The sequence below is a fragment of the Rhodococcus sp. JVH1 genome, from assembly GCF_000280725.2.
In the GTDB taxonomy this organism is placed as follows: Bacteria; Actinomycetota; Actinomycetes; order Mycobacteriales; family Mycobacteriaceae; genus Rhodococcus_F; species Rhodococcus_F jostii_A.
This window is the reverse complement of record NZ_CP166289.1, coordinates 3,470,265-3,497,141: the sequence shown is the minus strand read 5'-3', so window position 1 is coordinate 3,497,141 and position 26,877 is coordinate 3,470,265. Positions and strand designations below refer to the sequence as shown.

At 69.0% G+C, this 26,877-nt stretch carries 25 protein-coding genes; 10 read left to right on the top strand and 15 right to left on the bottom strand.

Annotated features, from left to right (window positions below; all coding sequences use genetic code 11):
- The first annotated feature begins 7 nt into the window (after positions 1-7).
- Together JVH1_RS16000 and JVH1_RS15995 are read left to right on the top strand one after the other, a co-directional pair.
- Entirely contained in the window at positions 8-2,047 is a 2,040-nt protein-coding gene (locus JVH1_RS16000; RefSeq protein ID WP_009477164.1) for a bifunctional rhamnulose-1-phosphate aldolase/short-chain dehydrogenase, read from the top strand.
- Positions 2,047-3,504, top strand: coding sequence for a rhamnulokinase family protein (locus tag JVH1_RS15995; protein ID WP_009477165.1), 1,458 nt, complete (start codon positions 2,047-2,049; stop codon positions 3,502-3,504). The genes JVH1_RS16000 and JVH1_RS15995 overlap by 1 nt, the downstream gene beginning before the upstream one ends.
- A gap of 14 nt (positions 3,505-3,518) precedes the next feature.
- On the opposite strand, the gene JVH1_RS15990 is transcribed toward JVH1_RS15995, so the two are convergent.
- From JVH1_RS15990 to rfbA, 4 genes are read right to left on the bottom strand one after another with little or no spacing between them, the layout of a single operon-like run.
- Entirely contained in the window at positions 3,519-4,328 is an 810-nt protein-coding gene (locus JVH1_RS15990) for an enoyl-CoA hydratase (protein WP_009477166.1), read from the bottom strand.
- A 22-nt stretch (positions 4,329-4,350) separates the two neighbouring features.
- Positions 4,351-4,857: a polyketide cyclase gene (locus JVH1_RS15985; protein ID WP_009477167.1), complete on the bottom strand. Its 507-nt coding sequence runs from the start codon at positions 4,855-4,857 to the stop codon at positions 4,351-4,353.
- Positions 4,858-4,914: 57 nt separating this feature from the next.
- On the bottom strand, positions 4,915-5,502 hold the full coding sequence (locus tag JVH1_RS15980) for a dTDP-4-dehydrorhamnose 3,5-epimerase family protein (protein WP_009477168.1): 588 nt from the start codon (positions 5,500-5,502) through the stop codon (positions 4,915-4,917).
- 1 nt (position 5,503) lies between these two features.
- Positions 5,504-6,379, bottom strand: a complete 876-nt coding sequence (gene rfbA / locus JVH1_RS15975) for a glucose-1-phosphate thymidylyltransferase RfbA (RefSeq protein ID WP_009477169.1) — start codon at positions 6,377-6,379, stop codon at positions 5,504-5,506.
- 63 nt (positions 6,380-6,442) lie between these two features.
- Between rfbA and rfbB the strand changes: the two genes are divergently transcribed.
- Positions 6,443-7,447, top strand: coding sequence for a dTDP-glucose 4,6-dehydratase (gene rfbB / locus JVH1_RS15970; protein WP_043780535.1), 1,005 nt, complete (start codon positions 6,443-6,445; stop codon positions 7,445-7,447).
- Here rfbB and JVH1_RS15965 read toward each other — a convergent pair.
- The 3 genes from JVH1_RS15965 to JVH1_RS15955 all read right to left on the bottom strand — a co-directional run bounded on the left by JVH1_RS15965 (position 7,437) and on the right by JVH1_RS15955 (position 10,020).
- Positions 7,437-8,228, bottom strand: a complete 792-nt coding sequence (locus tag JVH1_RS15965; RefSeq protein ID WP_009477171.1) for a class I SAM-dependent methyltransferase — start codon at positions 8,226-8,228, stop codon at positions 7,437-7,439. The genes rfbB and JVH1_RS15965 overlap by 11 nt on opposite strands.
- 10 nt (positions 8,229-8,238) lie before the next feature.
- Entirely contained in the window at positions 8,239-9,231 is a 993-nt protein-coding gene (locus JVH1_RS15960) for a lysylphosphatidylglycerol synthase transmembrane domain-containing protein (RefSeq protein ID WP_009477172.1), read from the bottom strand.
- Positions 9,232-9,300: 69 nt separating this feature from the next.
- Positions 9,301-10,020: a DapH/DapD/GlmU-related protein gene (locus tag JVH1_RS15955; protein ID WP_009477173.1), complete on the bottom strand. Its 720-nt coding sequence runs from the start codon at positions 10,018-10,020 to the stop codon at positions 9,301-9,303.
- Between the two features lie 104 nt (positions 10,021-10,124).
- Between JVH1_RS15955 and JVH1_RS15950 the strand changes: the two genes are divergently transcribed.
- Entirely contained in the window at positions 10,125-11,225 is a 1,101-nt protein-coding gene (locus JVH1_RS15950; protein WP_009477174.1) for a DegT/DnrJ/EryC1/StrS aminotransferase family protein, read from the top strand.
- Entirely contained in the window at positions 11,225-12,190 is a 966-nt protein-coding gene (locus JVH1_RS15945; protein ID WP_009477175.1) for a Gfo/Idh/MocA family protein, read from the top strand. Before JVH1_RS15950 ends, JVH1_RS15945 begins: the two co-directional genes overlap by 1 nt.
- Here the strand turns inward: JVH1_RS15945 and JVH1_RS15940 are convergent.
- A complete protein-coding gene (locus JVH1_RS15940; protein ID WP_009477176.1) occupies positions 12,180-13,136 on the bottom strand; it encodes an NAD(P)/FAD-dependent oxidoreductase in 957 nt (318 codons plus the stop codon). The two genes, JVH1_RS15945 and JVH1_RS15940, sit on opposite strands and share 11 nt — an antisense overlap.
- Positions 13,137-13,222: 86 nt before the next feature.
- Here JVH1_RS15940 and JVH1_RS15935 point away from each other — a divergent pair, with 86 nt between their 5' ends.
- Both JVH1_RS15935 and JVH1_RS15930 read left to right on the top strand, forming a co-directional pair.
- On the top strand, positions 13,223-13,846 hold the full coding sequence (locus tag JVH1_RS15935) for a helix-turn-helix domain-containing protein (RefSeq protein ID WP_043780538.1): 624 nt from the start codon (positions 13,223-13,225) through the stop codon (positions 13,844-13,846).
- A 61-nt stretch (positions 13,847-13,907) separates the two neighbouring features.
- Positions 13,908-14,759 (top strand): SGNH/GDSL hydrolase family protein, encoded by an 852-nt coding sequence (locus JVH1_RS15930; protein WP_009477178.1) that lies wholly within the window; start codon positions 13,908-13,910, stop codon positions 14,757-14,759.
- Here JVH1_RS15930 and JVH1_RS15925 read toward each other — a convergent pair.
- Positions 14,731-16,902, bottom strand: coding sequence for a membrane protein (locus JVH1_RS15925; RefSeq protein WP_043780619.1), 2,172 nt, complete (start codon positions 16,900-16,902; stop codon positions 14,731-14,733). The genes JVH1_RS15930 and JVH1_RS15925 overlap by 29 nt on opposite strands.
- A 94-nt stretch (positions 16,903-16,996) precedes the next feature.
- Here JVH1_RS15925 and JVH1_RS15920 point away from each other — a divergent pair, with 94 nt between their 5' ends.
- The 3 genes from JVH1_RS15920 (at position 16,997) to JVH1_RS15910 (ending at position 21,288) form a co-directional block, all read left to right on the top strand.
- Positions 16,997-17,797 (top strand): glycosyltransferase, encoded by an 801-nt coding sequence (locus JVH1_RS15920; RefSeq protein ID WP_009477180.1) that lies wholly within the window; start codon positions 16,997-16,999, stop codon positions 17,795-17,797.
- A gap of 81 nt (positions 17,798-17,878) precedes the next feature.
- Positions 17,879-19,768, top strand: a complete 1,890-nt coding sequence (locus JVH1_RS15915) for a glycosyltransferase (protein WP_009477181.1) — start codon at positions 17,879-17,881, stop codon at positions 19,766-19,768.
- Positions 19,765-21,288: a glycosyltransferase family 39 protein gene (locus JVH1_RS15910; protein ID WP_009477182.1), complete on the top strand. Its 1,524-nt coding sequence runs from the start codon at positions 19,765-19,767 to the stop codon at positions 21,286-21,288. The genes JVH1_RS15915 and JVH1_RS15910 overlap by 4 nt, the downstream gene beginning before the upstream one ends.
- Here the strand turns inward: JVH1_RS15910 and JVH1_RS15905 are convergent.
- The 6 genes from JVH1_RS15905 to JVH1_RS15880 all read right to left on the bottom strand — a co-directional run bounded on the left by JVH1_RS15905 (position 21,260) and on the right by JVH1_RS15880 (position 26,779).
- On the bottom strand, positions 21,260-22,135 hold the full coding sequence (locus tag JVH1_RS15905; RefSeq protein WP_029539696.1) for a class I SAM-dependent methyltransferase: 876 nt from the start codon (positions 22,133-22,135) through the stop codon (positions 21,260-21,262). The two genes, JVH1_RS15910 and JVH1_RS15905, sit on opposite strands and share 29 nt — an antisense overlap.
- Positions 22,136-22,200: 65 nt before the next feature.
- Complete coding sequence (rsgA, locus tag JVH1_RS15900; RefSeq protein ID WP_009477184.1) at positions 22,201-23,283, bottom strand: ribosome small subunit-dependent GTPase A; 1,083 nt, start codon at positions 23,281-23,283, stop codon at positions 22,201-22,203.
- A gap of 173 nt (positions 23,284-23,456) precedes the next feature.
- On the bottom strand, positions 23,457-24,368 hold the full coding sequence (locus tag JVH1_RS15895; protein WP_009477186.1) for a glycosyltransferase: 912 nt from the start codon (positions 24,366-24,368) through the stop codon (positions 23,457-23,459).
- Positions 24,365-25,261, bottom strand: a complete 897-nt coding sequence (locus JVH1_RS15890; RefSeq protein ID WP_011596606.1) for an ABC transporter ATP-binding protein — start codon at positions 25,259-25,261, stop codon at positions 24,365-24,367. Before JVH1_RS15890 ends, JVH1_RS15895 begins: the two co-directional genes overlap by 4 nt.
- 12 nt (positions 25,262-25,273) lie before the next feature.
- On the bottom strand, positions 25,274-26,146 hold the full coding sequence (locus tag JVH1_RS15885; RefSeq protein ID WP_012691162.1) for an ABC transporter permease: 873 nt from the start codon (positions 26,144-26,146) through the stop codon (positions 25,274-25,276).
- Between the two features lie 48 nt (positions 26,147-26,194).
- Entirely contained in the window at positions 26,195-26,779 is a 585-nt protein-coding gene (locus tag JVH1_RS15880; protein WP_043780626.1) for a bacterial proteasome activator family protein, read from the bottom strand.
- Between the last annotated feature and the right edge of the window lie 98 nt (positions 26,780-26,877).

Here is a 26,877-nt window from a genome sequence, read left to right as displayed (position 1 = left end):
ACACGAAGTGAACGCCACGAGCACGATCGCCGAACTGATCGCACGGTCCAACAGACTGGGCGCCGACGCTCGGAACACCAACTACGCCGGCGGCAACACTTCCGCCAAGGGAACCGACGTCGACCCCGTGACCGGCGCCGAGGTGGAACTCGTCTGGGTGAAGGGTTCCGGGGGTGACCTCGGCACGCTGAAGCCCGCCGGTCTCGCCGCGCTGCGCCTCGACCGGGTCCGCGCCCTGACCGACGTCTACCCGGGCCTCGACGCCGAGGACGACATGGTCGCCGCCTTCGACTACTGCCTGCACGGCAAGGGCGGCGCCGCGCCGTCGATCGACACCGCGATGCACGGTCTGGTGAACGCGCCGCACGTCGACCATCTGCATCCCGATTCCGGCATCGCGTTCGCGACTGCCGCGGACGGTGAGGAGCTGACCCGCAAGTGCTTCGGCGACCGGGTGGTGTGGGTGCCGTGGCGCCGCCCCGGTTTCCAGTTGGGCCTCGACATCTCGGCCATCGCGGAGGCGAACCCGCAGGCGATCGGCTGCATCCTGGGCGGTCACGGCATCACCGCATGGGGGTCGACGAGCGAGGAATGCGAGCAGCGTTCGCTCGAGATCATCCGCACCGCCGAGCAGTTCATCGCCGACAACGGCCGCGAGGAGCCGTTCGGTCCCGCGATCGCGGGCTACGCTGCTCTGCCCGCCGAGGAGCGCCGCCGCCGCGCCGCCGCACTGTTCCCGCTGCTGCGTGGACTGGCGTCCACCGATCGCCCGCAGGTGGGGCACTTCACCGACAGCGACGAGGTGCTGAACTTCCTGGCGGCGCAGGAGCATCCGCGTCTCGCCGCGCTGGGCACGTCGTGCCCGGATCACTTTCTCCGCACCAAGGTCCGGCCGATGGTCCTCGACCTGCCGCCGACCGCGTCGCTCGAGGACGTCACCGCGCGACTGCGTGAGCTGCACACCGCCTACCGCGAGGACTACGCCCGGTACTACGCCGAGTACGCGGAGCCGGGCAGCCCGGCGATGCGCGGCGCCGACCCCGCCATCGTTCTGGTCCCCGGTGTCGGGATGTTCTCGTTCGGCGCGAACAAGCAGACCGCGCGGGTGGCGGGCGAGTTCTACGTCAATGCGATCAACGTGATGCGCGGTGCCGAGGCCATCTCCACGTACCAGCCGATCGACGAGCGGGAGAAGTTCCGCATCGAGTACTGGGCCCTCGAGGAGGCGAAGCTGGCGCGCATGCCGAAGCCGGCACCGCTCGCCACCCGCATCGCCCTGGTCACCGGTTCGGCGTCGGGGATCGGCAAGGCGATCGCGCAGCGCCTCGCCGCGGAGGGTGCGTGCGTCGTCATCGCCGACCTGGACCAGGCGAAGGCGGCCGAGGCCGCCGCCGAGATCGGCGGCAGCGATGTCGCCGTTGGCGTCGCAGCGGACGTGACCAGCGCCGATCAGGTCGCCGCGGCGTTCGAGGCCACGGTGCTGGCGTTCGGCGGCGTCGACCTCGTCGTCAACAATGCCGGACTGTCGATCTCCAAGCCGCTGCTCGAGACCACCGAGAAGGATTGGGACCTGCAGCACGACGTGATGGCGAAGGGCTCGTTCCTGGTGTCGCGGGAGTCGGCGCGGGTGATGACCGCCCAGGCGATGGGCGGCGACATCGTCTACATCTCGTCGAAGAACTCGGTGTTCGCCGGGCCCAACAACATCGCGTACTCGGCGACGAAGGCCGACCAGGCCCACCAGGTGCGTCTGCTCGCGGCGGAGCTGGGCGAGTACGGCATCCGCGTCAACGGCATCAACCCGGACGGTGTGGTGCGGGGTTCGGGCATCTTCGCCGGCGGCTGGGGCGCCGAGCGGGCCGCCGTGTACGGCGTCGAGGAGGAGAAGCTGGGCGAGTACTACGCGCAGCGCACCCTGCTCAAGCGGGAGGTGCTGCCCGAGCACGTCGCCAACGCGGTGTTCGCGCTCACCGGCGGCGACCTCACGCACACGACCGGACTGCACATCCCCGTGGATGCCGGTGTCGCTGCGGCGTTCCTGCGCTGATGGATGCGTTCGCCGCGATCGACCTGGGCGCGTCCAGCGGGCGGGTGATGCTGGGCCGCGTCGCCGACGGCGTGATCACCCTCGACGAGGTCGCGCGCTTCCCGAACCGCCCGGTGCGGCTGGACGGATCGCTGCACTGGGATCTGGCCGGCCTGTACCGGGGTGTGCTGGACGGACTGCGGGCCGCGGCGACGGAGGCCGAGGCCCGCGGTGATGTTCTCGTGTCGATCGGTATCGACACGTGGGCGGTGGATTACGGGCTCCTCGGCGGCGACGGCTCGCTCCTCGGGATGCCGTACCACTACCGCGATCAGCGGACGTGGGGCGTCGCGGCCGGGGTGCGATTGTCGATACCGGACCGGGAGTTGTTCGAGCGCAACGGTATCGCGCAACTGCCGTTCAACACGCTGTACCAGCTGCTGGCCGAGCGGGAGAGCGGCGCGCAGCGGCTCGACGTGGCGGAGCAGTTGCTGATGATCCCCGACCTTCTGGCGTACTGGCTCAGCGGGGTGCGCGTCGGCGAGGTGACCAATGCGTCCACTACCGGTCTGCTCGATCCGGTGAGCCGCGACTGGGATCGTGCGCTGGTTACCCGGCTCGGTCTGGATGACCGCGTGCTACCGCCGTTGGCGGAGCCCGGTTCGGCGATCGGACCCGTCCGGCCCGATGTCGCCGAAGACATCGGCGCGACGGACCGTCCCCCGATGGTGGTGGCGGTCGGCAGCCACGACACGGCGTCGGCCGTCGTCGCGGTACCCGCGGCGAGCACGCGGTTCGCGTACATCGCGTCGGGGACGTGGTCGCTGGTGGGAACGGAACTGCCCGGCCCGGTGCGCACCGAGGACGTGCGGGCGGCGGGGTTCACCAACGAGGCCGGCGTCGACGGCACCACCCGGTTGCTGCGGAACGTGATGGGCATGTGGCTGGTGCAGGAGTCGATGCGGCAGTGGCAGGCGGACGGGCTCGAAATGTCACTGCAGGAACTGTTGGAGGACGCCGCAGCGCTCACCGACCTCGGCTCCGTCGTCGACCCGGACCTGCCGGTGTTCCTGCCGCCGGGAGACATGCCCGCCCGCATCGCCGCCGAATGCGCGCGGACGGGTCAGCGCGTGCCGGAAAATCCGGCCGAGGTGATCCGATGTGTGCTCGACAGTCTCGCGGACGCGTACCGGCGGTCGGTGCAGTCGGTCGTCGAGCTCACCGGCACGCCGATCGACGTGGTGCACATCGTCGGCGGCGGATCCCAGAACGCCCTGCTGTGCCAGCTGACGGCGGACGCCACCGGGCTGCCCGTCGTCGCCGGACCCGTCGAGGGTTCCGCCCTCGGCAACGTCCTGGTGCAGGCTCGGGCGGCCGGTGTGCTGTCCGGGGGACTCGCCGAACTGCGTGCGGTCGTGTCGGATTCGTTCACCCTGCGCGAGTTCGCGCCGTCGGCCGCTGCGCTGTCCCGGGCCTGACGCCTGTCTCTGCCCTAACGCCGGTCCCGGAACCGGGGTTCGCGCTTGTCCTTCCGCGCGGCGGTGGCCTCCTCGAAGTTGTCGGTCAGCAGCCGCACCAGCAGCTGCCCGAGTCCCTCCTGGTGGATGTGGGCTTCGAGTGAGGCGGCGTCGAGCCCGGACCACAGCGTGCGCTTCGTCAGTTCCAGGCCCGGCCGGGAGAACCGCGACATGCGCTCGGCGAGGTCGAAGCATTCGTCCAGCAGGTCCTCGCCGGGCACGCACCGCGACACGAGTCCGATCCGCTCGGCCTCGTCGGCGTGCACGTCGCGACCGGACAGCATGATCTCGAACGCCCGGGACGAACCGATCGCCCGCGGCAGCAGGTAGCTCAGGCCCAGCTCGCTCGCGGTCAGGCCGTTGTTGATGCCCGCCGCCCGGAAGTAGGCGTCGTCCGCCGCAATCCGGATGTCGGAGGCGAGCGCCAGGCACAGGCCGCCCCCGATGGCGGCGCCGTTGACCGCGCTGATCACCGGCTGGTGCATCCGGCGGAGCGAGAGCACCACGTTGTCGAGCATCTCCATGGCCCGCAGGGCGACGGTCGGCGGGGTGAGGCCGTCGACGTGGGGGAGCGTGCCCGCCGACCTCTGGTCGGCGCCGGAGCAGAAGCCGCGGCCCGCGCCGGTGATCACCACCGCGCGCACCGCGTTGTCGTTGCTGATCTCCTCCAGCGCGTCGCGGAACGGGATCATCACGTCGAACGCCATCGCATTCATGCGTTCCGGACGGTTGAGCGTTACCAGGGCGATGCCCGGCCGGGGGTGGTCGACGACGACGAAGTTCACGCACTCGATACTAGAACACGTTTCAATTCTGTGGATCGATTTGGGGTCGCGGACGTCCAGGGGCGACCGTGCGCGCGAGGATGCCCAGCGTCGCGCGCAGGGCGTTCTCGGAAATCACCGGGAAGATCCCGGACTCGCGCCAGACCGGGTCGATGGACGACCAGTCGTAGAACGACGTCACCATCGTTCCCTCGTCGATCGACTCGAGCCGGTACCCGTACACGTGCCCGATCTGCGGCCGGATCTGCCCGAGAACCTTCCAGGAGATCTCCCGGTCGGGCACGAACGTCTCGATCGTCACCGTCACGTCGTAGAGACCGAGGTCGAAGTCGTTCAACGCGTCGCGGTCCATGTGCACGACGAACGTGTCGCCCGCCGCCGTGACGCGGTCCCCTTCCGCGGACATCAGCATCCCGGAACTGTCGATCGCCACGTGTCCCGCGGGATCGCAGAGAAGGCCGAAGATCGTCGCCGGGTCCGCGGCGACAGCACGCCGGACCTCCAACCGCTCGCCGGTGTCAGTTGTCATGTCCGCATCCTGCCACCCCACGTGAGTGCCATCGAGTGCTCGGGCACGCAAAAACACTCACGTGGGGAAGGTGGGCAGCACTCCGGCGTCCAGGGCCTGCTGCAGAGACGGTGCGGCCGAATCCTTCTCGGACAGCTGGAACGTCAGCGGGCTGCCGTCCCGGCCCACCGTGGGCCAGTCGATTCCCAGTTCGGGATCGAGGGGATGGAGGTCGTGGTCGAGGGCCGGGGTGTACTCGATCGAGCACAGGTACATCACGGTCGACGCGTCCTCGAGGGACAGGATCGCGTGGCCGACACCGGCCGGAAGGTAGACGGCGCGGCGGTCGGCGTCATCGATGAGCACCGAATCCCACTGCCCGAACATCGGCGACCCGACCCGCAGATCGACGATGATGTCGAGGAACGCACCCTTGACGCAGGTGACGTATTTCGCCTGTCCGGGCGGGTTGTCGGTGAAATGGATGCCGCGCAGGACCCCGGCGGCGGACACCGAGCAGTTGGCCTGCGCGAGTTCGAGGCTGTGCCCGACGGCGGCCTCGAACTCCGAGCCCTTGAACCATTCGAGGAACACGCCGCGGTCGTCGCCGAACTGCCGCGGGGTGATCTCCCAGGCGCCCGGAACCTTCAGTTCCCGATACTCCACGTCACCAGTCCTTGCCGCGTTCGAGAAGTTCGAGGAGATAGTCACCGTATCCCGACTTGCCGAGAGTTTCGGCGCGGGCGCACAATTCGGCGTCGGTGATGAACCCGTGGCGCCACGCGACCTCTTCCGGGACGCCGATCTTCAGGCCCTGCCGGTGTTCGAGCGTGCGCACGAAGTTCGCCGCCTCGAGCAGCGAATCGACGGTGCCGGTGTCGAGCCACGCGGTTCCGCGGGGAAGCACCTCGACCTGCAGCCGTCCGGCCTGGAGGTACGCCTGGTTGACGTCGGTGATCTCGTACTCGCCGCGGTCCGACGGCCTCAGGTCGCGCGCGATCGACACGACGTCGTTGTCGTAGAAATACAGCCCGGGGATCGAGAAGTTCGACTTCGGGGTGGCGGGCTTCTCCTCGATCGACATCGCCCGGCCCGTGTCGTCGAATTCGACCACACCGTAGGAACTGGGATCGGACACCCAGTAGGCGAACACGGCGCCCCCGTCGATGTTCTCGAAGCGGTTCAGCCGGGAACCGAGACCGGGGCCGTAGAAGATGTTGTCGCCGAGGACGAGGGACACGGACTCGTTGCCGATGTGATCGGCGCCGAGCACGAACGCCTGCGCCAGGCCGTTCGGTTCCTCCTGCACCTTGTACGTGAGGTTCACCCCGAACTGGGAGCCGTCGCCGAGGAGCCGGCGGAACTGCTCGGCGTCGTGCGGGGTGGTGATGACGAGGATGTCCCGGATGTTGGCCAGCATCAGGGTGGAGAGCGGGTAGTAGATCATCGGCTTGTCGTAAACCGGGACAAGTTGCTTGCTCACTCCGAGAGTGATCGGGTGCAATCGGGACCCGGTGCCCCCTGCCAGGATGATTCCGCGCATGTGCGCAGTGTTCCAGTGTTCGCGTCGGATAGAAACTCGGGTACGCCACTAGGGTGGGTGCACATGAGGCTTCTCGTGACAGGCGGCGCCGGGTTCATCGGTGCGAATTTCGTGCACCAGACGGTCGCCGAGCGCCCGGACGTGCAGGTGACGGTGCTCGACGCGCTGACGTACGCAGGCAACCGGCGGTCGCTCGACCCGGTGTCCGATCGCATCGAGTTCGTGCACGGCGATGTGGCGGATTTCGCGCTGGTAGACCGTCTGGTCGCGGACTCGGACGCGGTGGTCCACTTCGCCGCCGAATCGCACAACGACAATTCGCTGGCCGATCCGACGCCGTTCGTGCAGACGAACGTGATCGGCACGTTCTCGCTGTTGCAGGCCGTCCGCGCCCACGACGTCCGGTATCACCACATCTCCACCGACGAGGTGTACGGCGACCTCGAACTGGACGACCCCGAGCGCTTCACCGAGTCGACTCCGTACAACCCGTCGAGCCCGTACTCGGCCACCAAGGCGTCCAGCGACCTGTTGGTGCGGGCCTGGGCGCGGTCGTTCGGGGTGCGGGCCACCCTGTCGAACTGTTCCAACAACTACGGCCCGTACCAGCACGTGGAGAAGTTCATTCCGCGCCAGATCACCAACCTGATCGACGGGGTGCGCCCCCGCCTGTACGGCAGCGGGAAGAACGTGCGCGACTGGATCCACGTCGACGACCACAACGCGGCCGTCTGGACGATCCTGGAGAAGGGGAGTCTCGGTCAGACGTATCTGATCGGTGCGGACGGCGAGGTCGACAACCGGACCGTCGTCGGAACGCTGCTCGAGCTGTTCGGCCGCGACGCCGACGACCTCGACTTCGTCACCGACCGCCCGGGCCACGACCTGCGTTACGCGATCGATTCGACGCGGCTGCGCACCGAACTGGGCTGGACGCCGCAGTACAAGGATTTCCGCAGCGGCCTCGAGGCCACCGTGCGGTGGTACCGCGACAACGAGTTGTGGTGGCGGGCGCAGAAGGAATCCGCGGAGAAGGCGTACGCGGCCACGGAATCCGTCATCGGCTGACGGTTCCGCGGAACGCCCACGCTCTCGCGGTCAGTGCGATGCGGCCTGCGTCGTCGCGCCTCGAGCGGGTATCGAGCAGGTCGCGAAGCGCGTCTCGCCGCAGGGCGGGCAGGGACGTGCAGTATCCGGGCGCGGGCCCTTGACCGCCCAGAAACGGCCGCCAGAAGTCGTCGAAGTCGGCGAACACGGTGGGAACGTCGAGTGGGTGCACCTCCACGCCGGCCAGCCCCGCGGCGGACAGCGCATCGCGGAGCGGCTGCGGCCGGCAGAGCGGGAAGCGGACGCCCTCGTCGAGGTTCGCGGCCGCCTCGTCGAGTTCGCGCGCGGCGTCCCAGAACGCGCGAATGATCTGCATTCCCTCGGCGTAGTCCCACACGTACCCGGCGACCGTCCCGCCGGCACGCGTGACCCGGCGCATCTCGGCGAGCCCCTCGATCGGGCGGGGGACGAAATTGAGAACGAGCCCGGACACCACCCGGTCGAACTCGGCGTCGTCGGCGGGGATGGATTCGGCGGTGCCCGACCGGACCTCGAACCGGGGATCGTCCGTGCCGGCCCGAGCCGCCGCCGCGAAGGGCTGCGACGGTTCGACGCCGACCACCCGGGCCGGATCTGCCGTGCGGAGAACGGTGTGGGCGAGGGCGCCGGTCCCGCAACCCACGTCGCACCACATCTCGCCCGCGCCCGCGGCCAGCCACCGCAGGAACTGCGACGCGACCAGCCTGCTCCAGCGGCCGATGTAGAGCTCGTACGCGGGATCGATCTCCCAGGCGTCCGTCATCGCGGTCTCCTCAGGACGGCTGCGGCACCCGGGAATCCTCGTGGACGAGGGCGTTGCGCAGCGAACGGGAACCGGCGATCGCGGCGACGAACCCGGCGAGCACCTCGCACAGCGTGAACACCAGGCGTGACGCGAGGGCCAGCCCGAGCGCGACCCCGCTGTCCATGAACGGAGACAGCGCCGCGACGACGACGGCCTCGCGGACCCCGATGCCGGACGGCGCGACCACCACCAGCACGCCGGCGCACATGCCGAGGGCGATCGCGCCGATGCACTGCATGAGGGTGCCCGCCGCGAATCCCACCGAACTCGACGCGAGGAACCAGAGGTGCACGCCGTAGAGGACCCAGCTGACGGCGCACCAGCCGAGGGCCCGCGCGATCTTGTGCATGGTCAGCTGCCGCTGCAGCGGGGCGCGCCGCAGGATCCGCAGGGCCAGGTTCACCAGCCGGGTGAGGACCGGGGGATAGCAGCAGATGAGGGCGATCGGGACGAGAACGATCACCGCGACCGCCGCGACGGTGCTGATGTGGAACAGGGCGGGCAGCGCCAGCAGCCCGACGACCAGCGCCGACGTGATGCTCAGCCCGACGGTGACGAGGACGGCGACGAATCCGTTGGCCCGCGACACCCCGGCCCGGCGCACCAGCTCGGTCTGGAGGACGAACGCCCACACGCTGCCCGGCAGGTACTTACCGAGCTGACCGACCAGGTAGCAGCGGGCGGCGTCGAAGGCGGGGATCGGGTGTTCGAGGGCGCCGAGCGCGTGCTGCCACGCGCGCACCGCCGCGCCCATGCCGAGGAAGACGAACACCGCGGAAACGGCGAGCGCCCACCAGTCCAGCTGGGTGATCGTGTCCCTGACTTCGGCCCACTGCGATTTCACGGCGAACACGACGGCGACGACGATCGCGAGGGTGACGAGGATCCGCAGCGCGGTCATCAGGACGGCGCGACCGCCGCGGTCCGGGACGATCTCGGGATCGGCATCCACGAGAACCACCCCCTCACCGGCAGTGCGCTGCGACGGTGCAGCGTTCGTTTCCGACGATAGCAATCGGAGGGCGCCGGATCAGGAAACGAGCGGTTTCACCGCAAGCTCCCGCCACCAGGCGAAGGCGCCGGCGAGCGACTGCGGGAGTTCCGCGTCGGCGTCGAGCCGCCCCGAGGCGTACAGCGCCGCCACGGCCGCGATGTCCCGGTCGGCGATCCCGGCGCGGCTCATGCCCACCCGGTTGGTGCCGCGCAGGGCCGCGGGATTGCCGAACACCGTGGCGAACGGCGGAATGTCCTTGGCGACCACCGATCCCATTCCCACCATCGCGCGCGCACCGATCACCCGCCGCTGATGCACGACCGCGCTCATGCCGAGATTGACGCCGTCGCCGAGGGTCACGTGACCGCCGAGGGTGCTGGACGGCGAGAGGACGCAGTCTTCGCCGATCCGGACGTCGTGCTCGACGGACGTGTGGTTCATGACGAATCCGCCGCGCCCGATGGTCGTCGGCCGCTCGGCGCCCTGCTGGACGGCGCTCATCTCCCGGATCACGGTGCCCGCGCCGATCACGACACCCTGGTGCGGGCTGACCTCCGTCCACGTGCGGGGATGCGTCTTCCCGATCCACTCCGGCGGCGCCCCGAGAGTCGCGTGGGCGCCGATCCAGCAGTCGTCGCCGATGTCGAGAGGGCCGGTGAGGACGGCATACGGTCCGATGCTCACCCGGTCCCCGACGGTGACGCCGTCGCCTATCACGACGGTCGGATGGATCTCGCAGTTTTCACCGATGGTCATGAAAGTTGGCGATTCCTTCCAGGAGCCGTGCAGACCGTGGGAACCTTCAAGTGGGTGCAATCTGTGAAGACGGTGTGAACGCACGTCAATCTATCGGAGGAACCGTGATCGCGATCTCGAGTATCTCTTTCGGAGAGGACGTCGAGCGCGAGGTTCTCGACACCCTGCGATCCGGGATGGTCGCGCAGGGACCGAAGGTCGCGAGGTTCGAGGAGGGGTTCGCCGAACTCGTCGGTACCCGGCGCGCCGTGGCCGTCAACAGCGGCACCACCGCGCTGATCGCGGCGCTGCGGGTGCTGGATCTTCAACCGGGCGACGAGGTGCTCACCACCCCCTTCACGTTCGTGGCCACGCTCAACGCGATTCTCGATTCCGGCGCGACGGCCCGGTTCGCGGACATCGGGGAGGCCGATTTCGCGCTCGACCCCGACGTCGTTGCGGAGTGCGTGAACGAGCGCACCCGGGTGCTGATGCCGGTGCATCTGTACGGGCAGACCGCGGACATGGGTGCGTTGATGCCGCTGGCCGAGACCGAGGGGCTCGCCGTCGTCGAGGACGCCGCCCAGGCGCACGGTGCCACGTTCGACGGCAAGGGTGCGGGCAGCTTCGGGCTCGGTTGCTTCTCGTTCTACGCGACCAAGAATCTCACCACCGCCGAGGGCGGCATGGTCACGACGGACGACGACGCGGTGGCCGACCGGTTGCGGGTGCTGCGGAATCAGGGCATGCGACGGCGCTACGAATACGAGATGGCGGGCCAGAACTTCCGGATGACGGATCTGCAGGCCAGTCTCGGGTTGCCGCAGCTGGGTTCCTATCTGCAACAGGTGGAGTCGCGCCGCCGCAATGCGGAGGCGCTGCGGACCGGTCTGAAGGACGTCGAAGGTCTCGTTCTGCCTGCGGAACTCGCGGGCCGCGGGCACGTGTGGCACCAGTTCACCGTGATCCTCGCACCCGATGCGCCGATCGACCGCGACACCCTCGCGCAGCGTCTGAGCGAACGGGACGTCGGCAGCGGCGTCTACTACCCGAGAACCGTTTACGACTACGACTGCTACCGCGAGCATCCCCGGGTGATCGCCTCACCGACGCCGGTCGCGACCTCCGTGGCCCGCCGGTGCCTCAGCATCCCCGTCCACGCCGCACTCTCCACCGACGACGTCGACCGGATCGTCGCCGCGGTGCGCGAGGCGATGGAGGCGTGATGACGTCCACGCGACCGCGGATCGCGCTCGTCGGATCCGGCAAGATGGGTTCGCTGCACGCCCGCGTTCTCGCGCAATCCCCGCTGTGTGACCTCGCCCTGCTGGTGGAACCGCGTGAGGAACACGGGCGGGACGTCGCCGCACGGTTCGACACCGCATGGGCTGCGGATTTCGACGAACTCGACGGCATCGATGCCGCCGTCGTCGCGGCGGCGACACCCGCCCACTACGAGTTGGCGGGCCGCATCCTCGACCTCGGCAAGCCGGTGCTGGTCGAAAAGCCGCTCGCCGCAACGTACGAGGAGAGCACCGATCTGGTGAAGCGTGCGGCCGCGACCGGTGTTCCGCTGATGTGCGGCCTGCTCGAGCGCTACAACCCGGCGGTCCGGACGGCCCGCGAATTCGCCGGTGACGTGTGGCAGGTCAACGGAATCCGGCACTCGCCGTTCGTCTCCCGCATCCCCACCGGCGTCGCGACCGACCTGCTGATCCACGACGTCGACCTCGCGATCGGTTTCGTCGGATCGCCGCCCGTCGGCGTGAAGGCCGAGTTCGGGTACTTCCACGACAGTTCGCGACGCAACGAGGCCGAGGACTGCGCGGAGGCGGTGCTGCGTTTCGAATCCGGTGCGGTGGCCACCATCTCGGCCAGCCGGGTGAGTCACCGGAAGGTCCGGCAGTTGTCGCTGCTGGAGCCGGACCGCCTGATCGAGATCGACCTCCTGCGTCGCGACATCACCATCTACCGGCACATCGACGACGACCTGCCCGCCGACCGCGACGGCTACAAGCAGCAGACGGTGATCGAGATCCCCACCCTCCGCTACAGCGACGAACCCCTCGCCGCCCAGCTCGCGCATTACGTCGGGCTGATCGGCGGCGAGGGGGACGCCGACGCGGAACGCGAGTCGATCCTGCCCGCGCATCGCGTGGTCCACGAGGCGACGGTGTCGGCTACCGGCTGAGCGCTCCGGCGACTGCCAGGCGGGTGTCTTCCGCGATGAGGTCGGCGTTGAGTGCGGCCGCGGCGCTCAGGCCGGCTCCGGCGGCGACGATCACCTGCGCCTTCGGGTCTGCGACGTTGCCGGCCACCCACACGCCCGGGACCGCGGTGGCGCCGGTCGCGTCGGCGGCGACGGCGGTGCCGATCACGTGTCCGGCCATCTCCATCTCGGTCGTGTCCAGGCCCAGGCTGGTGAGGAAGTCGGCGCGGGCCCGGAACAGCGGCGGGACCACCACGGCGGTGAGGGGGAAGACCTGACCTGTGCGCAGCCGGACCCCGGTCAGCCGGTCGTCCTGCACCTCGAGTCCGGCCACACCGCCGTCGAACACGGCGATACCGCGTGCCGCGAGTTGCTCGTACTCCTCGCCGGTGGGTTCGTTTGCGTCGTTCAGGAACAACGTCACGTTGTCGGTCCACTGCCGCCACATCAGCGCCTGGTGCACCGCCGGCGGACTGCCGGCCAGGACGCCGACCGGCTGGTCCCGGACCTCCCAGCCGTGGCAGTACGGGCAGTGCAGGACGTCGCGTCCCCAGCGCTCGGCCACGCCGGGGATGTCGGGGAGCACGTCGACGAGGCCGGTGGTCACGAGCAGTCTCCGCGCACGCACGGTCGCGCCGTCGGCGAGCGTCACCCGGAACTGGCCGTCCCCGACCCTGTCGGCGGACGTGACGGTGCCGGTCACGATCTCGCCGCCGTACCCGGCGACCTCGTCGCGTCCGATGGCCAGTAGTTCGCCGGGAGGGGTGCCCTCTCGGCCGAGGTAGTTGTGAATGTGCCCGGCCGGTGCGTTGCGCGGGGCGCCGGCGTCGATCACGAGCACCGATCGGCGTGCCCGCGACAGGGCCAGTGCCCCGCCGAGTCCGGCCGCGCCCCCGCCGACGACCACTACGTCGTAACTGTCTTCCATCGCGTTCTCCTTCGTTCGTCGACCTCGTGACGTCCACTGTCCGGGGAGGCCGCAAAACTGGCAAGCAAGTTTGCTGCCGTGGCAACATGGTGGGTGTGAACGACGACGTACCCGACCTGGACGGCGTCCTCGACGCCGTGGGACCGCGGCTCAAAGCCCTCCGCCAGCAGCGCGGCGCGACCCTCGCCCAGCTCTCCGAGTCCACCGGGATCTCGGTGAGCACCCTGTCGCGGCTCGAGTCCGGCCAGCGCAAACCCACGCTCGAGCTGATGCTCCTGCTGGCCCGCGCCCATCAGCTGCCCCTGGACGAACTCGTCGACGCACCCGCCACCGGCGACCCCCGCGTCCATCTGCGGCCCCTCGAGCGGAACGGCTCGACGATCATCCCGCTGACCCGCAGGCCCGGCGGGATCCAGGCGTTCAAGCACGTGATCCCGCCGGGTGACCCGAACGGCATACCGAACCTGCAGGTCCACGAGGGCTACGAATGGCTGTACGTCCTGTCCGGCCGGCTGCGACTGCTGCTCGGCGAACACGACGTGATCCTCACGCCGGGGGAGGTCGCGGAGTTCGACACCCACGTCCCGCACTGGTTCGGCAACCCCGGACCGCAACCGGCGGAGATCCTCAGCCTGTTCGGCCCCCAGGGCGAGCGGGCGCACGTCCGCACGGTCCCGCGGGGATCGGCAGCCGAGCGGGACCGTCGGTAGAATTCGTCCGGACCGGTGACGAGCGCTCCCTCCGAGGCGCAGGACGTGATGGGGAGGCCCCGTGCGACGCTGGATTCTCGGTGTTCCCGTGGCGGTCGTGATTCCGCTCCTCGCAGCCTGTTCCACGACTGTGGCACCGCCGGTGGCGCAGCCGCAGACACAATCGCCGCCGCCGACCGCGACCCTCGTGGGCCTGGGGGACTCCATCCCGGCCGGTGACGGATGCCCCGGCTGCACGCCGTTCGTGGAACTGTTCGGTGATCAGCTGTCCGGCGACGACGCGGTGGCCGTGCAGGTGGCCGATCTGGGTGTCGGGGGCTGGACGAGCGCCGACCTGCTCGACTCACTCGAACCCGGCGAATACGACGCCGACGCCGTCCGCGACGCCGACCTCGTCACCGTCACGATCGGCGCCAACGACTTCTACGCCGAACTCGACGACTACCTGGACGGCGACTGCGGTGGCGACGACGGGCTGGGCTGCTTCGAACCCGTCCTGCCGCAGCTGCAGACCACGCTGACGTCCGTGCTCGACCGCATCGCCGAACTGCGGGCCGGTCAGCCGACCGCAGTGCTGGTCACCGGGTACTGGGACGTCTTCCCGGACGGTGACGTGGCCCGCGAGTTGTACGGGCCGCAGTTCCTCCGGGACAGCGCCGCGCTGACGCTGCGCGCCAACGACGTCATCTCGGAGGTCGCGGGCGCGGAGGGCGCCACGTACGTCGACCTGTTCAGCACGTTCAAGGGCACGTGGGGCGACGGCGACCCCACCGGGCTGCTGGCCGACGACGGCGACCACCCGAACCAGATCGGCCACCAGCTGATCGCCGACGCGTTGTCGTCCGCCGCGGTCGCGGGGTCCGGTTCCACCGAGGCGTCGGCGTTCACGTCGTCCGAGTGGTCGCCGCGCTGAGCTTCCGCCTGCGCACCACCGGATCGACGACGGACAGGATCAGCACCACGACCGTCGCGGCGCCGAACGCCGCCACGGACAGGTTCTGCCGAGGCGGGCGGAACGTCACGACCAGTTCGTGGTCACCCGGCGGAATCGGCACCGCGAGCAGACCGTGCCACCCCGCGGTCGTCTCCACCGGCTCGCCGTCGACGGCGGCCGAGTAGCCGGGCCACGCGAGGCGCGCGAACCAGACGGTGCCGCCGCTGCCTGCCACCCGCACGGTCTCCGTCGCCGCGCTCGTCTCGGACGAGAGCACCCGGACGCCGTCGGACGCGAACGACACGCGTCCGGGCAGGGGCAGCGGCCGGTCACGCTGCAACACCGTCCGGGAGTCGCTGCGTTCGGTGACGTGCCAGCCGGGTGGGGGCGGTGCCGTCGCGACCTCGGGCACGAGCCCGTGCTCCACGACGAGCGTCGACACCCGGAGGTAGTCGATCAGCGGGATCGGGATGTCCGCGTTCACCGGCTGCCACAGCGCCCCGTACACCCCGGGGCAGACGGCGCCGCGGTAGTCCATGCACAGGGCTTCCTGGAACTCGGTGAACCCGATGCCGGTGTAGGCGTTGATGCTGCCCTCGGCGGACGACGCCATGATCTCGTTGCCGAACAGGATCCGGCCGGCGCTGACGTCCTCGTGGGACGTGTCGTCCAGGTCGGCGAGTTGCAGCACGGTGCCCTGGTAGCGGTCCGTCTGAGCGGACAGCACCGACGTGCTCGACGGATCGACGCGGCTATCGCGTTCGACGTCGCGGGTGAGGGACCAGACCTGCGCTGCGGTCACCACCACGGTTCCCAGGACGAGGGCGGCGACGAGAGCATTCGGGCCCCGAGTGCGCCAGGCGGTGTACGCGAGCACGCACAGCGCCGCGACGAGCAGCGCGAACAGCGTGTGCCGCAGCGTCAGGGCGGGTGAGGACGAGAACGCCAGGTAGAAGCCCAGCGCGATCAGCACCGCCGACGCCGTCGCCCGGTGACGCACCCGGTCGTGCGCGATGCCCAGCGACAACGCGAGCGCCAGGCCGATCACCCCGCACAGGTACAGGTATTCGACGAGCCGGATCGGCCACCGGAACATTCCGACGTTCGACGGTCCGAACGTGAAGAGGAAGTAGACGACCGCGATCACGAGCAGGCTGATCAGTGGTCGCCCGTGCGCGCGACGGAACTCCGTGGACGCGAACAGCCTGCGGATCCGGCCCCACGGCAGCCACGGCAGCAGTGGCAGCACGAACCACGAGAGGTACAGCGACGGGATCACCTCGACCGGCCCGCCGAACGTCATGATGACGGGCAGATACGACGGGCTGCTCATTCCCGCGAGGCCGCCGATCTGCGGCTGCAGGAACGTGTCGTTGAAGATGCCGGTGCTGCCCGCGCGGGTGGTGACGTCGACGCTGAGGAACAGCGGCAGGTAGGTCACCAGCGCGGCGGTGCCCGCGCATGCGCCGGTGATCACCAGAACGAACAACCGGAAGAACTGCCGCTGCGCGAGCAGGCCGATCCCGATGCCGAGGAGAACGACGACGGCGCCCAGCGCGGCGTACGGGTTGCCCATGCTCACCGTCAGTACGCCGATCACGAAGGTGACCAGCGGGTTCGTGCGACCGCGGGAGAGGCGCAGCGCCGACCACCAGAACAGCGTCACCCACGCGACGGCCATCATCCCGGAGGGCCAGCCCGCCGCCTCGTAGAACAGGGTGAAACCGCTGAACGGAATGGTCAGTCCGGCGAGGATCGCCGGACCGCGGCGGGCGCCGTATTCGCGGCACAGCAGATACGCGGCGAGGGCGAACAGCGCGAGGAACTCGGCCATGATCACGAACGCCGCGACGGACAGGTTCTCGAATGTCGCGGCCAGGATGTAGTTGGCCAGGTTGACCGGGTTGTAGAGGCCGTACGCGGCCTCGCCCGCATAGTTCCCGCCGATCCAGGCGTCGGGATTGACGGTGAGCCACCGCCCGGCGAGGAGTTCGGTGCCGATCCGGTGCCAGGACGGCACGAACGATTCCAGCATGTCGCCGCCGTAGTAGAAGCGGTCGTACACGATCCGGGGAATCGTCGCGATTGCCGCGGCAGCCACCGCGACCGCCGATGCCACCATCCACTCGGGCACGCGGTGTATCGATCGGGTGAACGTCGAGGACACGGACGCGGAGGGTGCCACGGACTCCGAGCCTACGAGTTAGGCTGCGCCCGTGCGCCTTTTCGGTTGTTCCCACGACCAGAAAGGCGCACGTGCGCCGAAGGCGCTGTCGGTCGTCGTCCCCGCCTACAATTCCGCCGCCGTCATCGAGCAGACCGTCCACCGGCTGGCCGAACGCCTGGCCGGTCACGACGTCGAGATCATCGTGGTGGAGAACGGATCCACCGACGACACCGCGGACATCTGCGGCCGCCTTGCCGCCGAGTGGACGCCCGGACCCGTGTCGCTCACCGTGCTGCGGAGCGAGAAGGGCATGGGCAACGCGTTGCGGACGGGAGCGGTGGCGAGTCGCGGCGCGCACGTGCTGCTGACCGCCGACGATCTGCCGTTCGGGTTCGACGACCTCGATGGCGCCGAGACGCTCGCCGGCCACGACGGCCGGCTGCCCGAAGTCGTGATCGGTTCCAAGGCCCACCCCGACTCGCAGGTGCAACGCGGTGCGCTTCGGGGAACCCTGACGTGGGGTTTCGCGGCGCTGCGCCGCGTGGTTCTCGGGATGCGCACCGGCGACCCCCAGGGCACCGTCCTGATGGACGGCGACCTGATGCGAAGACTGGTTCCCGACCTCGTCGAGCCCGGGTTCCTGTTCACCACCGAACTCGTCTACCTCGCGGAGCGGGCGGGCATCGTGCCGGTCGAGGTCCCGGTGCGTCTGAGCGCCGATCACGACAGCCACGACACCCGCATATCCAGGGGCGATGTGCTCGCGATGGGGGTGGGGCTGTTCCGGCTGCGGGCCCGTCACCGGGACGGAGGGCGCCTCGCATGGTCGGGGAGCACGTCGCGAGGTTGATACCCTGCGAACCGAGAAGAGGATCGTGCCGTCGCCGTGGCGCGGTCCAGCCCACCTCTCGCGGGGAACAGTAGGAGCACTATGAACGAGTCTGCGTCGGTAGCACCTGTGGACGGGAGCACGGCCGCGGTACGGAGTGCTCTCACCGAGCATCGCGCACCCGACCGCCTCGTGGTGGCGCGAGGTCTCTTCACGGGACCGACCACCCGGGTCAAGGACGACCTGTACGCCAGGATCGTCAAGGGCCGCGCCCACCGCGAGCGTTACGTCGTACACCTCGAGAAGGGTGCGACGGTCGACACCGACACGTACTTCGGCCGGTTCGCTGCCAGCTACTACCAGCGCTGGACCACGGTCACCGACGTGACCGTCAGGTTCCACCACGAGGCCGGCGGTCGGGCCGTGGTGGCGCTGCGCGGCTCCGATTCGGGCGGCAACTCGCGCATCCTCGCGACGACGGAGATCGACGGCTCGGGCACGGCGACGCTGTCCGCGAAGCTCGACGCCTACCTCGACGGCGGTTCCCTGTGGGTGGAGTTCACCGCCGTCGACGGCCCCCTCGCCGTGAGCGAACTGGAGTGGACCGTCGCCGCGCCGTCGGTGATTCGGCCCGCCGCGATCGCGATCTGCACGTTCAACCGCGCCGACGACTGCGCCGAGACCGTCGCCGCCATCGCGAACGACTCGACGATGGCATCCGGCATCGACGCCGTGTACGTGGTCGACCAGGGCAGCGACCACGTGTCGGACCGGGAGAAGTTCACCGAGGTCGCCGAGATCCTGGGCGACAAGCTCGTGTACCTGCGGCAGCCGAACCTCGGCGGGGCCGGCGGATTCACCCGCGGCATGTACGAGGTGTCGGGGATCAACGAGCACGCCAACCTGATCCTGATGGACGACGACATCCTGTGCGAGCCGGAGTCGATCCTGCGGATGAATGCGTTCGCCAACGTCACCACCGAGCCGACGCTCGTCGGCGCGCAGATGCTGTACCTGATGAACCCGGAGCACCTGCACGTCAGCGCGGAGGAAGCGGACCTGTCGAAGCTGAAGGCGGGACGTTGGGCGGCCGGGTCGCGGCACGACATCAATCTGCTCAAGAAGAAGCAGCACAAGCGCGTCGACGCCGGCTACAACGCGTGGTGGTCGTGCCTGATCCCGGCCGAGGTGGTCGCGCAGATCGGGCTCCCGCTGCCGATGTTCTTCCAGTGGGACGACATCGAGTACGGCATCCGTGCCCGCGCGGCCGGGTTCGTCACCGTCACCCTGCCCAATGCCGGTGTGTGGCACGCGGACTTCCACTGGAAGGACCGCGACGACTGGGCCAAGTACTTCAGCATCCGCAACTCGCTGATCGCGGCCGCGCTGCACAGTGACTTCGACGCCAAGTCGCTGAGCAAGAGGATGACGCGGGAGATCACCCAGTACCTCGTGTCGATGCAGTACGGGTTGGCGTACACCATGATTCGCGGTATCGAGGACTTCCTCGAGGGCCCGAAGGTCCTCGAGGACGGCGGTCAGGCCGTGCTGGCGTCGATCCGTGAGGAGCGCAAGCGGTTCCCCGAAACCGTCAAGCACCCCGCGTCGAACATTCCCGGTGTCCGCAACTCCGACCTCGTCACCCGCTACGCCGGTTTCGAGCCGGACAAGAGCAAGATCGACCTCGTCCTCGCCAAGCGGGCCGCGTACCAGTGGCTCGGCCGCACCCAGCACGGTGTCGCGAGTATTCCTGTGGCCGAGGCGCACTGGTGGCACGTGTCGCTGTTCGACACCGCCGTCATCACCGACGCCTCCCAGTCCGGGGTGCGGGTGCGCCGCCGCGACAAGGAGACGGCCCGTGAGCTCACGGCCCGGACCGCGAAGCTGATGAAGCGGTTCCGCGAGGATGCGGCGTCGACGCAGCGCCAGTACCGGGATGCGTTGCCGCAGCTCACCAGCCGGGAGAACTGGGCTCGCCTCTACGGTAAGTGACGTCGGCCGCACCGTTGCAGGCCCGCGATGTGCGTGGGCTGCTCCGGGATTCGTTCCTCGTCTTCGCTGTCGGTGTGGTGCTCGGCGCGGCGTGGAGTTGGCGTCCGTCGTTCTGGTACGACGAGGTCGCGACGCTGTACTCGAGTCAGCGGTCCCGGCCCGACCTGTCGAATCTGCTCGCCCACATCGATGCCGTGCACGGGTTGTATTACGTCGGGATGCACTACTGGTTCGCGATGTTCGGTGCCTCGGAGTTCTCGGCCCGGTTCCCGAGCGCCCTGGCCGCGGGCGCGGCGGGCGCAGGGGTGGTGGTGCTCGGTGCGCTGATCTCGACCAGGCGGGTGGCGGTGCTGTCCGGGATCCTGTTCGTGATCCTGCCCAGCGTCACGTGGGCGGCCGCGGAGGCTCGCGGCTACGCGGCCACAGCTGCCGCCGCGGTCTGGCTGACCGTGATTCTCCTTGCGGCACTGAGGCTCCGGCGGTGGTGGCTGTGGGCGCTGTACGCCGCCGGCCTGGCGGTGTCGATCGTGTTGTTCGTCTACCTGATCACCCTCGTTCCCGCGCACCTGCTGACGATCCTTCTGCTGCGCGAGGTCCGGCGGTCCTGGCTCGGATGGGCGTCCGCCACGGCGGCGGGGGCAGTGGTCGCGGCGCCGTTCGTGGCGCTGGTGCGCCGGGAATCCGTCCAGGTGGCGTGGATCCCGCCGCTCGACGGGCACCTGCCGCGGGCCGTCGCCGAGTACCAGTGGTTCGTCGGCGCACCGTGGTTCGCGATGCTGTTCGCCGTCCTGGTGGTGGCCGGGGTGGTGGCGCTGGTGCGCGGTCGCCGTGTGCCCCCGGTGCTGTCCGTCGCGCTGCCGTGGATCGCCGTGCCGATGGCGGCGTTGCTCGCGTATTCGCTCCTGCGCAGCCCGGTGTATCTGCCGCGGTACTTCACGTTCACCACGCCGGCGGTGGCCCTCGTCGGCGGACTCTGCCTGGCCGCCCTGGCCCGGAAGTGGTGGCAGTCCGCGGCGGTGCTCGCGGTGTTCGTGGTGGCCGCATCGCCGAGCTACCTCGACCAGCGCGAGCAGTGGGCGAAACCCAGCGGCATGGACTTCAGCACCGTCAACAGTTTCGCCGGGGAACACCTCCGCCCCGGCGACTGCGTGCTGTTCGACAAGCCGGCCTGGAACCCCACGTCGCTGCGGCTCGTGAAGAACGTGCGGCCGTCGGCATTCGACGGCACCCGCGACATCGGGCTCGGGACCACGGCCGCGAGCCGGGGGTCGCTGTGGGACGACGAACTCGCCGTCCCGGACCTCGCGGGCCAGCTCGAGTCGTGCTCCGTGGTCTGGTTCTTCACCGACTACGAACGCGACACCGAGCGCGTCATCCGGCACACGTCCAACGAGGTGTGGACGCTGCCGCCGTACCACTTCGAGGACACCGAGGCGTTCGCGGCGCTCGCGCGGTCCGGACTGCGGATCGACGAACGCGCGACGTTCAACGTCACGCAGGCGGTGAAGCTGGTGCGGTGATCCGCACGACCACCTGCTCGTGGTTCGCGGTGTAGCTCAGGTACTCGAAGCCGACGCCGGTGCGGTCGACGAACTCCGCCCACGCCCGGTACTCGTGCTCCTGCCAGCCCGGGAAGTTGAAGAACTCGTCGAACACGATCACCGTGCCCGCGACCAGCCGGCGTTCGATCCGGTCGAGCACCGACTTCGTGGACGAGTACAGGTCGGCGTCGAGATGCACGAACGACACCGGTCCCGGATGCTTCTCCAGGAACCCCGACAGGGTGTCCTCGAACAGTCCGGGCACCAACTGGGCGCCCCGCACCTGCGGCAGATTCTCCTGCGCGAACTCCCCGGCCGGGAATCCGGTGCGCCACGTCTGCGGCAGACCGGAGAACACGTCGAACCCGAATACCTCGTGCTCGGCGTCCTTCAACTGTTCGACGATGATCCGGAGCGTGGTGCCCGACGCCACCCCGAACTCGAGGGCCAGCCCCTCGACCTCCACCTGCGACAGTCCGTAGCGCAGCGTGTCCTGCGGATTCCAGAACACGGGCGCCTTCGGCATGTGTTCGAGCACGAACGCCGCCGCCTCGTTCGTGGCCCGCACGTCCAGTGCCTGCGTGATGTCGCGGCGGGCCTGCTGCTCCAGTTCGCCGAGCCGCTGCTGGACGTCGGAGATCTCCATGCGGGCATCGGACAGCTCGGACAGCACCCGGGCGAGTTCCTGATTGGTCGCGCTCAGCTCTGCCAGGGTCTGGTCGTGCTGGTTCTCGGTGAGCTCACGGGACCGTCGATCCGACTCGGCCACCACCTCGGACATGGCACGTTGAAGCTTGAGACGGGCCTTTCTCCGAAGATCGAACATATACCCATGTTGCCAGTCCGCATCCCGGCTCACCGCTCGAACCGGGATGCGGTCGGACGCCCGTGTCAGTGACCGCGACTGCGGTACATCTGACGTTGCCAGCGGGCGATGCTCTTCCACTCGCGTTCGCGTTCGGCTCGGAGCCTCGCGTCGGTGCGTGACGCGATCCACCCGTTCTCGCGAATCAGCTTGCGGTAGCTGGCAAGCCTGCGTTCGGGCAGTTCGCCGTGCTCCACCGCGCCCTGCACCGCGCAACCGGGTTCGGCCGTGTGGGAGCAGTCCGCGAACCGGCACCGCGCCGCGAGCTCCTCGATCTCGGGAAACGTCTTGTCGATGCCGTCGGACGTGTCCCACATGCCGACACCCCGCAGTCCCGGCGTGTCGATCAGGGCACCCCCGGAAGGCAGCGGCAGGAGTTCACGGTGCGTCGTCGTGTGACGTCCCTTGTGGTCGCCCTCGCGGACACGACCGGTGGCGAGCACGTCCTCGCCGAGCAACGCGTTCGCGAGCGTCGACTTGCCCGCGCCGGACGGTCCGATGAGCGCGACCGTCCCGTCGATGACGGCGGTGAGGACGTCGATGCCGTCGCCGGTGTCGGCGCTCACCGCGAGGACCGTCGCACCCGGTGCCACCGCCGCCACCTCCGCGGTCGCGGGGGAAACATCCTGCACGGTATCGGATTTGGTCAGCGCGACCACCGGCTGGGCGCCGCTCTCCCACGCCAAGGCCAGCAGGCGTTCGATGCGTCCGAGATCGAGGGCGGTGTCGAGTGCGGCGGCGATCACCACCGTGTCGACGTTGGCCGCGAGGAGCTGGCCCTCCGACCGGCCGGACGAGGACGATCGGACGATCGCGCTGCGCCGGGGGAGCAGGTCGGCGACGGCGATGTCGTCGCCGTGACGGTGGAGTGTCACCCAGTCGCCGGTGCAGAGCGTGTGCTCGCTTGCGAGCGCGCGGACGATGCCCGCGGGCGTCGCGACGTCGCAGCGACCGCGGTCCACGCGGATCACCCGACCGGGCTCCCGACCGTCGGCCGGGTAGTTGTCGAAGGTGTCGGAAAGTGTGTCGTTCCAGCCGTAGGGCAGGAGTTGTCCAGGGTCGAACATGGTGGGTGTGATCCTCGGGTCGATGAGCGCCGACCGGACCACTGCGCGGGTTCGGTCAGGCGAGGGGGAAGGGGGAGTGGACGCACAAGGCGTCGACCGACGAGACAGTCATCGGACACTCACTCCTTCGCAGCACATCGAGATCGAAACACAGCGAGATCTTTCGACCGGAACCCCACGATGCTCCCACCCGGCGGAACCCGGGCGCAACCGAATTACGGGCGCTCGAACCGCTCCTGCCGGCCCAGCTTCCGCAACCGCATCCACTCCCGCAGACCCTGCGGATCACGCCGCGTGACGAGGAAGTACCACCCGAACCGCACCCATTCCTGCGGCAGCAGCTTCCGCATGCCCGGCTGGGACAGCAGATAACCGCGGTTGCGGTACGTGAAGAACCGCTTCGTCTCGTTGTCCGGGTACTGCGTGTGCATCCGGCCGCCGAGGATCGGCTTGAACTCCTCCGCGCCGTTCGGGTGCACGTACGCCGTCTGCAGGCAGGTGCCGAACGGCAGCCCCGACCGCACCAGCCGGCGATGCACCTCCACCTCGTCGCCGCGGACGAACAGACGCAGGTCGGGAACGCCGACCGTGTCGATCGCCGACGCGCGGAACAGGGCACCGTTGAACAGCGACGCGATGCCCGGCAGCAGGTCGGCGGAGTCGTCGCCGTCGGCGAACAGTTCGGAACGGAGCCGTCGCCACTCCACCCCGCGGCGCAGGGGGAACGCGAGTCGGTCGGGGTCGTCGATGTCGCAGACCACGGGAGAGACCTCGGCCAGCCCGTGCCGCTGCGCGCAGTCGAGCAGCGTCTCCAGGACCTTCGGTCCTTCGGGCCGTCCGTCGTCGTCGGCGAGCCACACCCAGTCGGCGCCGAGCGAGAGGGCGTACAGGATGCCCAGCGCGAAGCCGCCCGCCCCGCCCAGATTGTGCTGCGAACCGAGGTAGCTGACGGGGATCCCGGACGATTCGACGAGCTCACGCACGTCGTCCTCGGCGGCGTTGTCGACGACCACCAGATGGTCCAGCGGACGCGTCTGCGAGCCGAGGACCTTCAGCGATTCCGCCAGCAGTTCGCGGCGCTTGTGGGTGACGACGACACCGACGATCCGCTCGGCAGGAGCGCTCACGCGGACTCCGCCTCGGCTTCCGCGGCCGTACGAACGGGACGCTCGTTCGATCTGTCGCTACGGGCGTCCCGTTCGGCCGAAGCGGTGACCCCGGACTTCTCCCGGTCCAACTCGTAGATGACGTGGCGGACGTGGTCGGCGGCGTCGTCACCCTCGTACGCGCGGACGACGTCCTCGATGCCGCCCTGCTGCCGGATCCGACCGTGGTCGATCCACATGGCCGTGTCGCAGAGCTGGGCGAGGAATTCGTTGGAATGGCTGGCGAACACCAGGATGCCGGACCGCTCCACCAGCGCCTGCAGACGCACGCGCGCCTTCTTCATGAACTCCGCGTCGACGGCGCCGATGCCCTCGTCGAGCAGCAGGATCTCCGGGTCGATGCTGGTGACCACACCCATCGCGACGCGCACGCGCATACCGGTGGAGTACGTGCGCAACGGCATCGACAGGTACTCGCCCAGCTCGGTGAACTCGGCGATCTCGTCCATCTTCGCGAGCATCTGCTTGCGGGTCTGCCCGAGGAACAATCCGCGGATGATGATGTTCTCGTAGCCGGAGATCTCGGGGTCCATGCCCACACCGAGGTCGAAGACCGGGGCCACACGGCCGCGGATGCTCGCGCTGCCGCGGGTGGGTTCGTAGATGCCGGACAGCAGCCGCAGCAGCGTCGACTTGCCGGCGCCGTTGTGGCCGACCAGGCCGATCCGGTCGCCTTCCTTCAGCGACAGATTGATGTCGCGCAGGGCCTCGACCACGACGACGTCCGAGTTGTTGCGCCCGATCGACCCGCCGGCCTTGCCGAGGAACGCCTTCTTCAGAGACCGGGACTTGGCGTCGAAGATCGGGAAGTCGACGCAGGCGTCCCGCGTCTCGATACTCACATGCTCTGTCATTACTTCAGACCCCTAAACCCAGTAGGGCACACGGGCCCGGTACTTGCGAAGCGCGAGGATGGCGGCGGCCCACCCGACGACGGTGATGGCCAGCACGATGTACCAGTGGTACGCCTGCTGATCCTGACCGATCATGGGCGCGCGCACGATGTCGAGGTAGTGGAACAGCGGGTTCAGCTCGGCGAGCTTGACGCGCTCGGCGGCCTGTCCACCCTGCGCCTCGAGGCTCTGCGTCGTCCACATGATCGGTGTCAGCACGAACAGCAGCAGCGTCATGCTGCCGAGGATCGGCGCGATGTCCCGGTACCGGGTGGAGAAGATGCCGAACATGATCGACACCCACGCCGCGTTGACGACGATCAGCGCGATCGCCGGAATCGCGGCCAGCGACATCCAGGTCAGGTGCCGCCACACGCCGAACGCGAACAACATGATCACGTAGATCACCAGGTTGTGGGCGAACAGCAGCAGCTGCCGCCACACCAGCCGGTAGACGTGGACGCTCAGCGCCGACGGCAGCTGTTTGATCAGCCCCTCGTTGGCGATGAACACCTCGGATCCCTCGAGGATGCTCGCGCTGATCAGGTTCCAGACGATCAGACCCACGGTGACGTACGGCAGGAACTCGTCCAGCGGGATGTCGAGCAGGGCGGAGTACAGGATGCCCATCGCCGCGGCCTGCACGCCGGTCGCGATCGTGATCCAGAACGGGCCGATCACCGACCGGCGGTAGCGCTGCTTGATGTCCTGCCAGCCGAGGCTCAGCCACAGCTCGCGCTGAGCGAAGCCGTCCCTGAGGTCCTTGAACGCGCGACGGAAGGTCTGCGAGTCGGACGCCGGGAGCGGGCCGCCTGCGGCCTCGGTTTCGATAGCGGATGCTGACACGGGCACCGAGCCTACCGGGAGTCGAGTTCCATGCTGTTTCGCCCGTTGCTACAGGTACTGGCCGGTGCCGCTCGACTGCGACCCCGGGTCGGGATTGTGCGCCCCGTGCGGGTTGCCCATGCTGATGCCCGGAGGCAGTGCTCCCTGACGCATCTGTTCGAGCTGGGAGCGGGCCGCCATCTGCTGGGCGAACAGGGCCGTCTGGATGCCGTGGAACAGTCCTTCGAGCCACCCGACCAGCTGCGCCTGCGCGATGCGGAGTTCGGCGTCGGTGGGGACGGTGTCGTCGGTGAAGGGCAGGGTGAGGCGTTCGAGCTCGTCGCGCAGTTCGGGGGCGAGGCCCTGCTCGAGCTCGTGGATCGACGACTTGTGGATCTCCTTCAGCCGGTTGCGGCTGGCGTCGTCGAGCGGTGCGGCGCGCACTTCCTCGAGGAGCTGCTTGATCATCGTGCCGATGCGCATGACCTTGGCCGGCTGCTCCACCATGTCGGCCACCGACTCCGTGCCGTTGGCGTTCGCGTCCGCGGCGGATTCGGAGCCCTCGGGCTTGGTCGCGGCCTCGGCGACGGGGATGGCCATGGGCTGACCGTCGGGGCCGATCACAACGACGTGTTCATTCTCCGAGTTCGTCATGCCTCCATCTTGGCTGTTCCCGGTCGGCAGTGCGAAGGTGCGTCCGATTTGGGCCCATTCCACCTTTGTTGCACTCCACAACAATCGATGGCTGGCTT

Coding starts and splice junctions, on each gene's coding strand:
- JVH1_RS15995 (WP_009477165.1), top strand. CDS start 2,047: ATGGATGCGTTCGCCGCGATCGACCTGGGCGCGTCCAGCGGGCGGGTG.
- JVH1_RS15985 (WP_009477167.1), bottom strand. CDS start 4,857: ATGACAACTGACACCGGCGAGCGGTTGGAGGTCCGGCGTGCTGTCGCC.
- rfbA (WP_009477169.1), bottom strand. CDS start 6,379: ATGCGCGGAATCATCCTGGCAGGGGGCACCGGGTCCCGATTGCACCCG.
- rfbB (WP_043780535.1), top strand. CDS start 6,443: ATGAGGCTTCTCGTGACAGGCGGCGCCGGGTTCATCGGTGCGAATTTC.
- JVH1_RS15965 (WP_009477171.1), bottom strand. CDS start 8,228: ATGACGGACGCCTGGGAGATCGATCCCGCGTACGAGCTCTACATCGGC.
- JVH1_RS15955 (WP_009477173.1), bottom strand. CDS start 10,020: ATGACCATCGGTGAAAACTGCGAGATCCATCCGACCGTCGTGATAGGC.
- JVH1_RS15945 (WP_009477175.1), top strand. CDS start 11,225: ATGACGTCCACGCGACCGCGGATCGCGCTCGTCGGATCCGGCAAGATG.
- JVH1_RS15940 (WP_009477176.1), bottom strand. CDS start 13,136: ATGGAAGACAGTTACGACGTAGTGGTCGTCGGCGGGGGCGCGGCCGGA.
- JVH1_RS15935 (WP_043780538.1), top strand. CDS start 13,223: ATGGTGGGTGTGAACGACGACGTACCCGACCTGGACGGCGTCCTCGAC.
- JVH1_RS15925 (WP_043780619.1), bottom strand. CDS start 16,902: ATGGTGGCATCGGCGGTCGCGGTGGCTGCCGCGGCAATCGCGACGATT.
- JVH1_RS15915 (WP_009477181.1), top strand. CDS start 17,879: ATGAACGAGTCTGCGTCGGTAGCACCTGTGGACGGGAGCACGGCCGCG.
- JVH1_RS15905 (WP_029539696.1), bottom strand. CDS start 22,135: ATGTTCGATCTTCGGAGAAAGGCCCGTCTCAAGCTTCAACGTGCCATG.
- JVH1_RS15890 (WP_011596606.1), bottom strand. CDS start 25,261: ATGACAGAGCATGTGAGTATCGAGACGCGGGACGCCTGCGTCGACTTC.
- JVH1_RS15880 (WP_043780626.1), bottom strand. CDS start 26,779: ATGACGAACTCGGAGAATGAACACGTCGTTGTGATCGGCCCCGACGGT.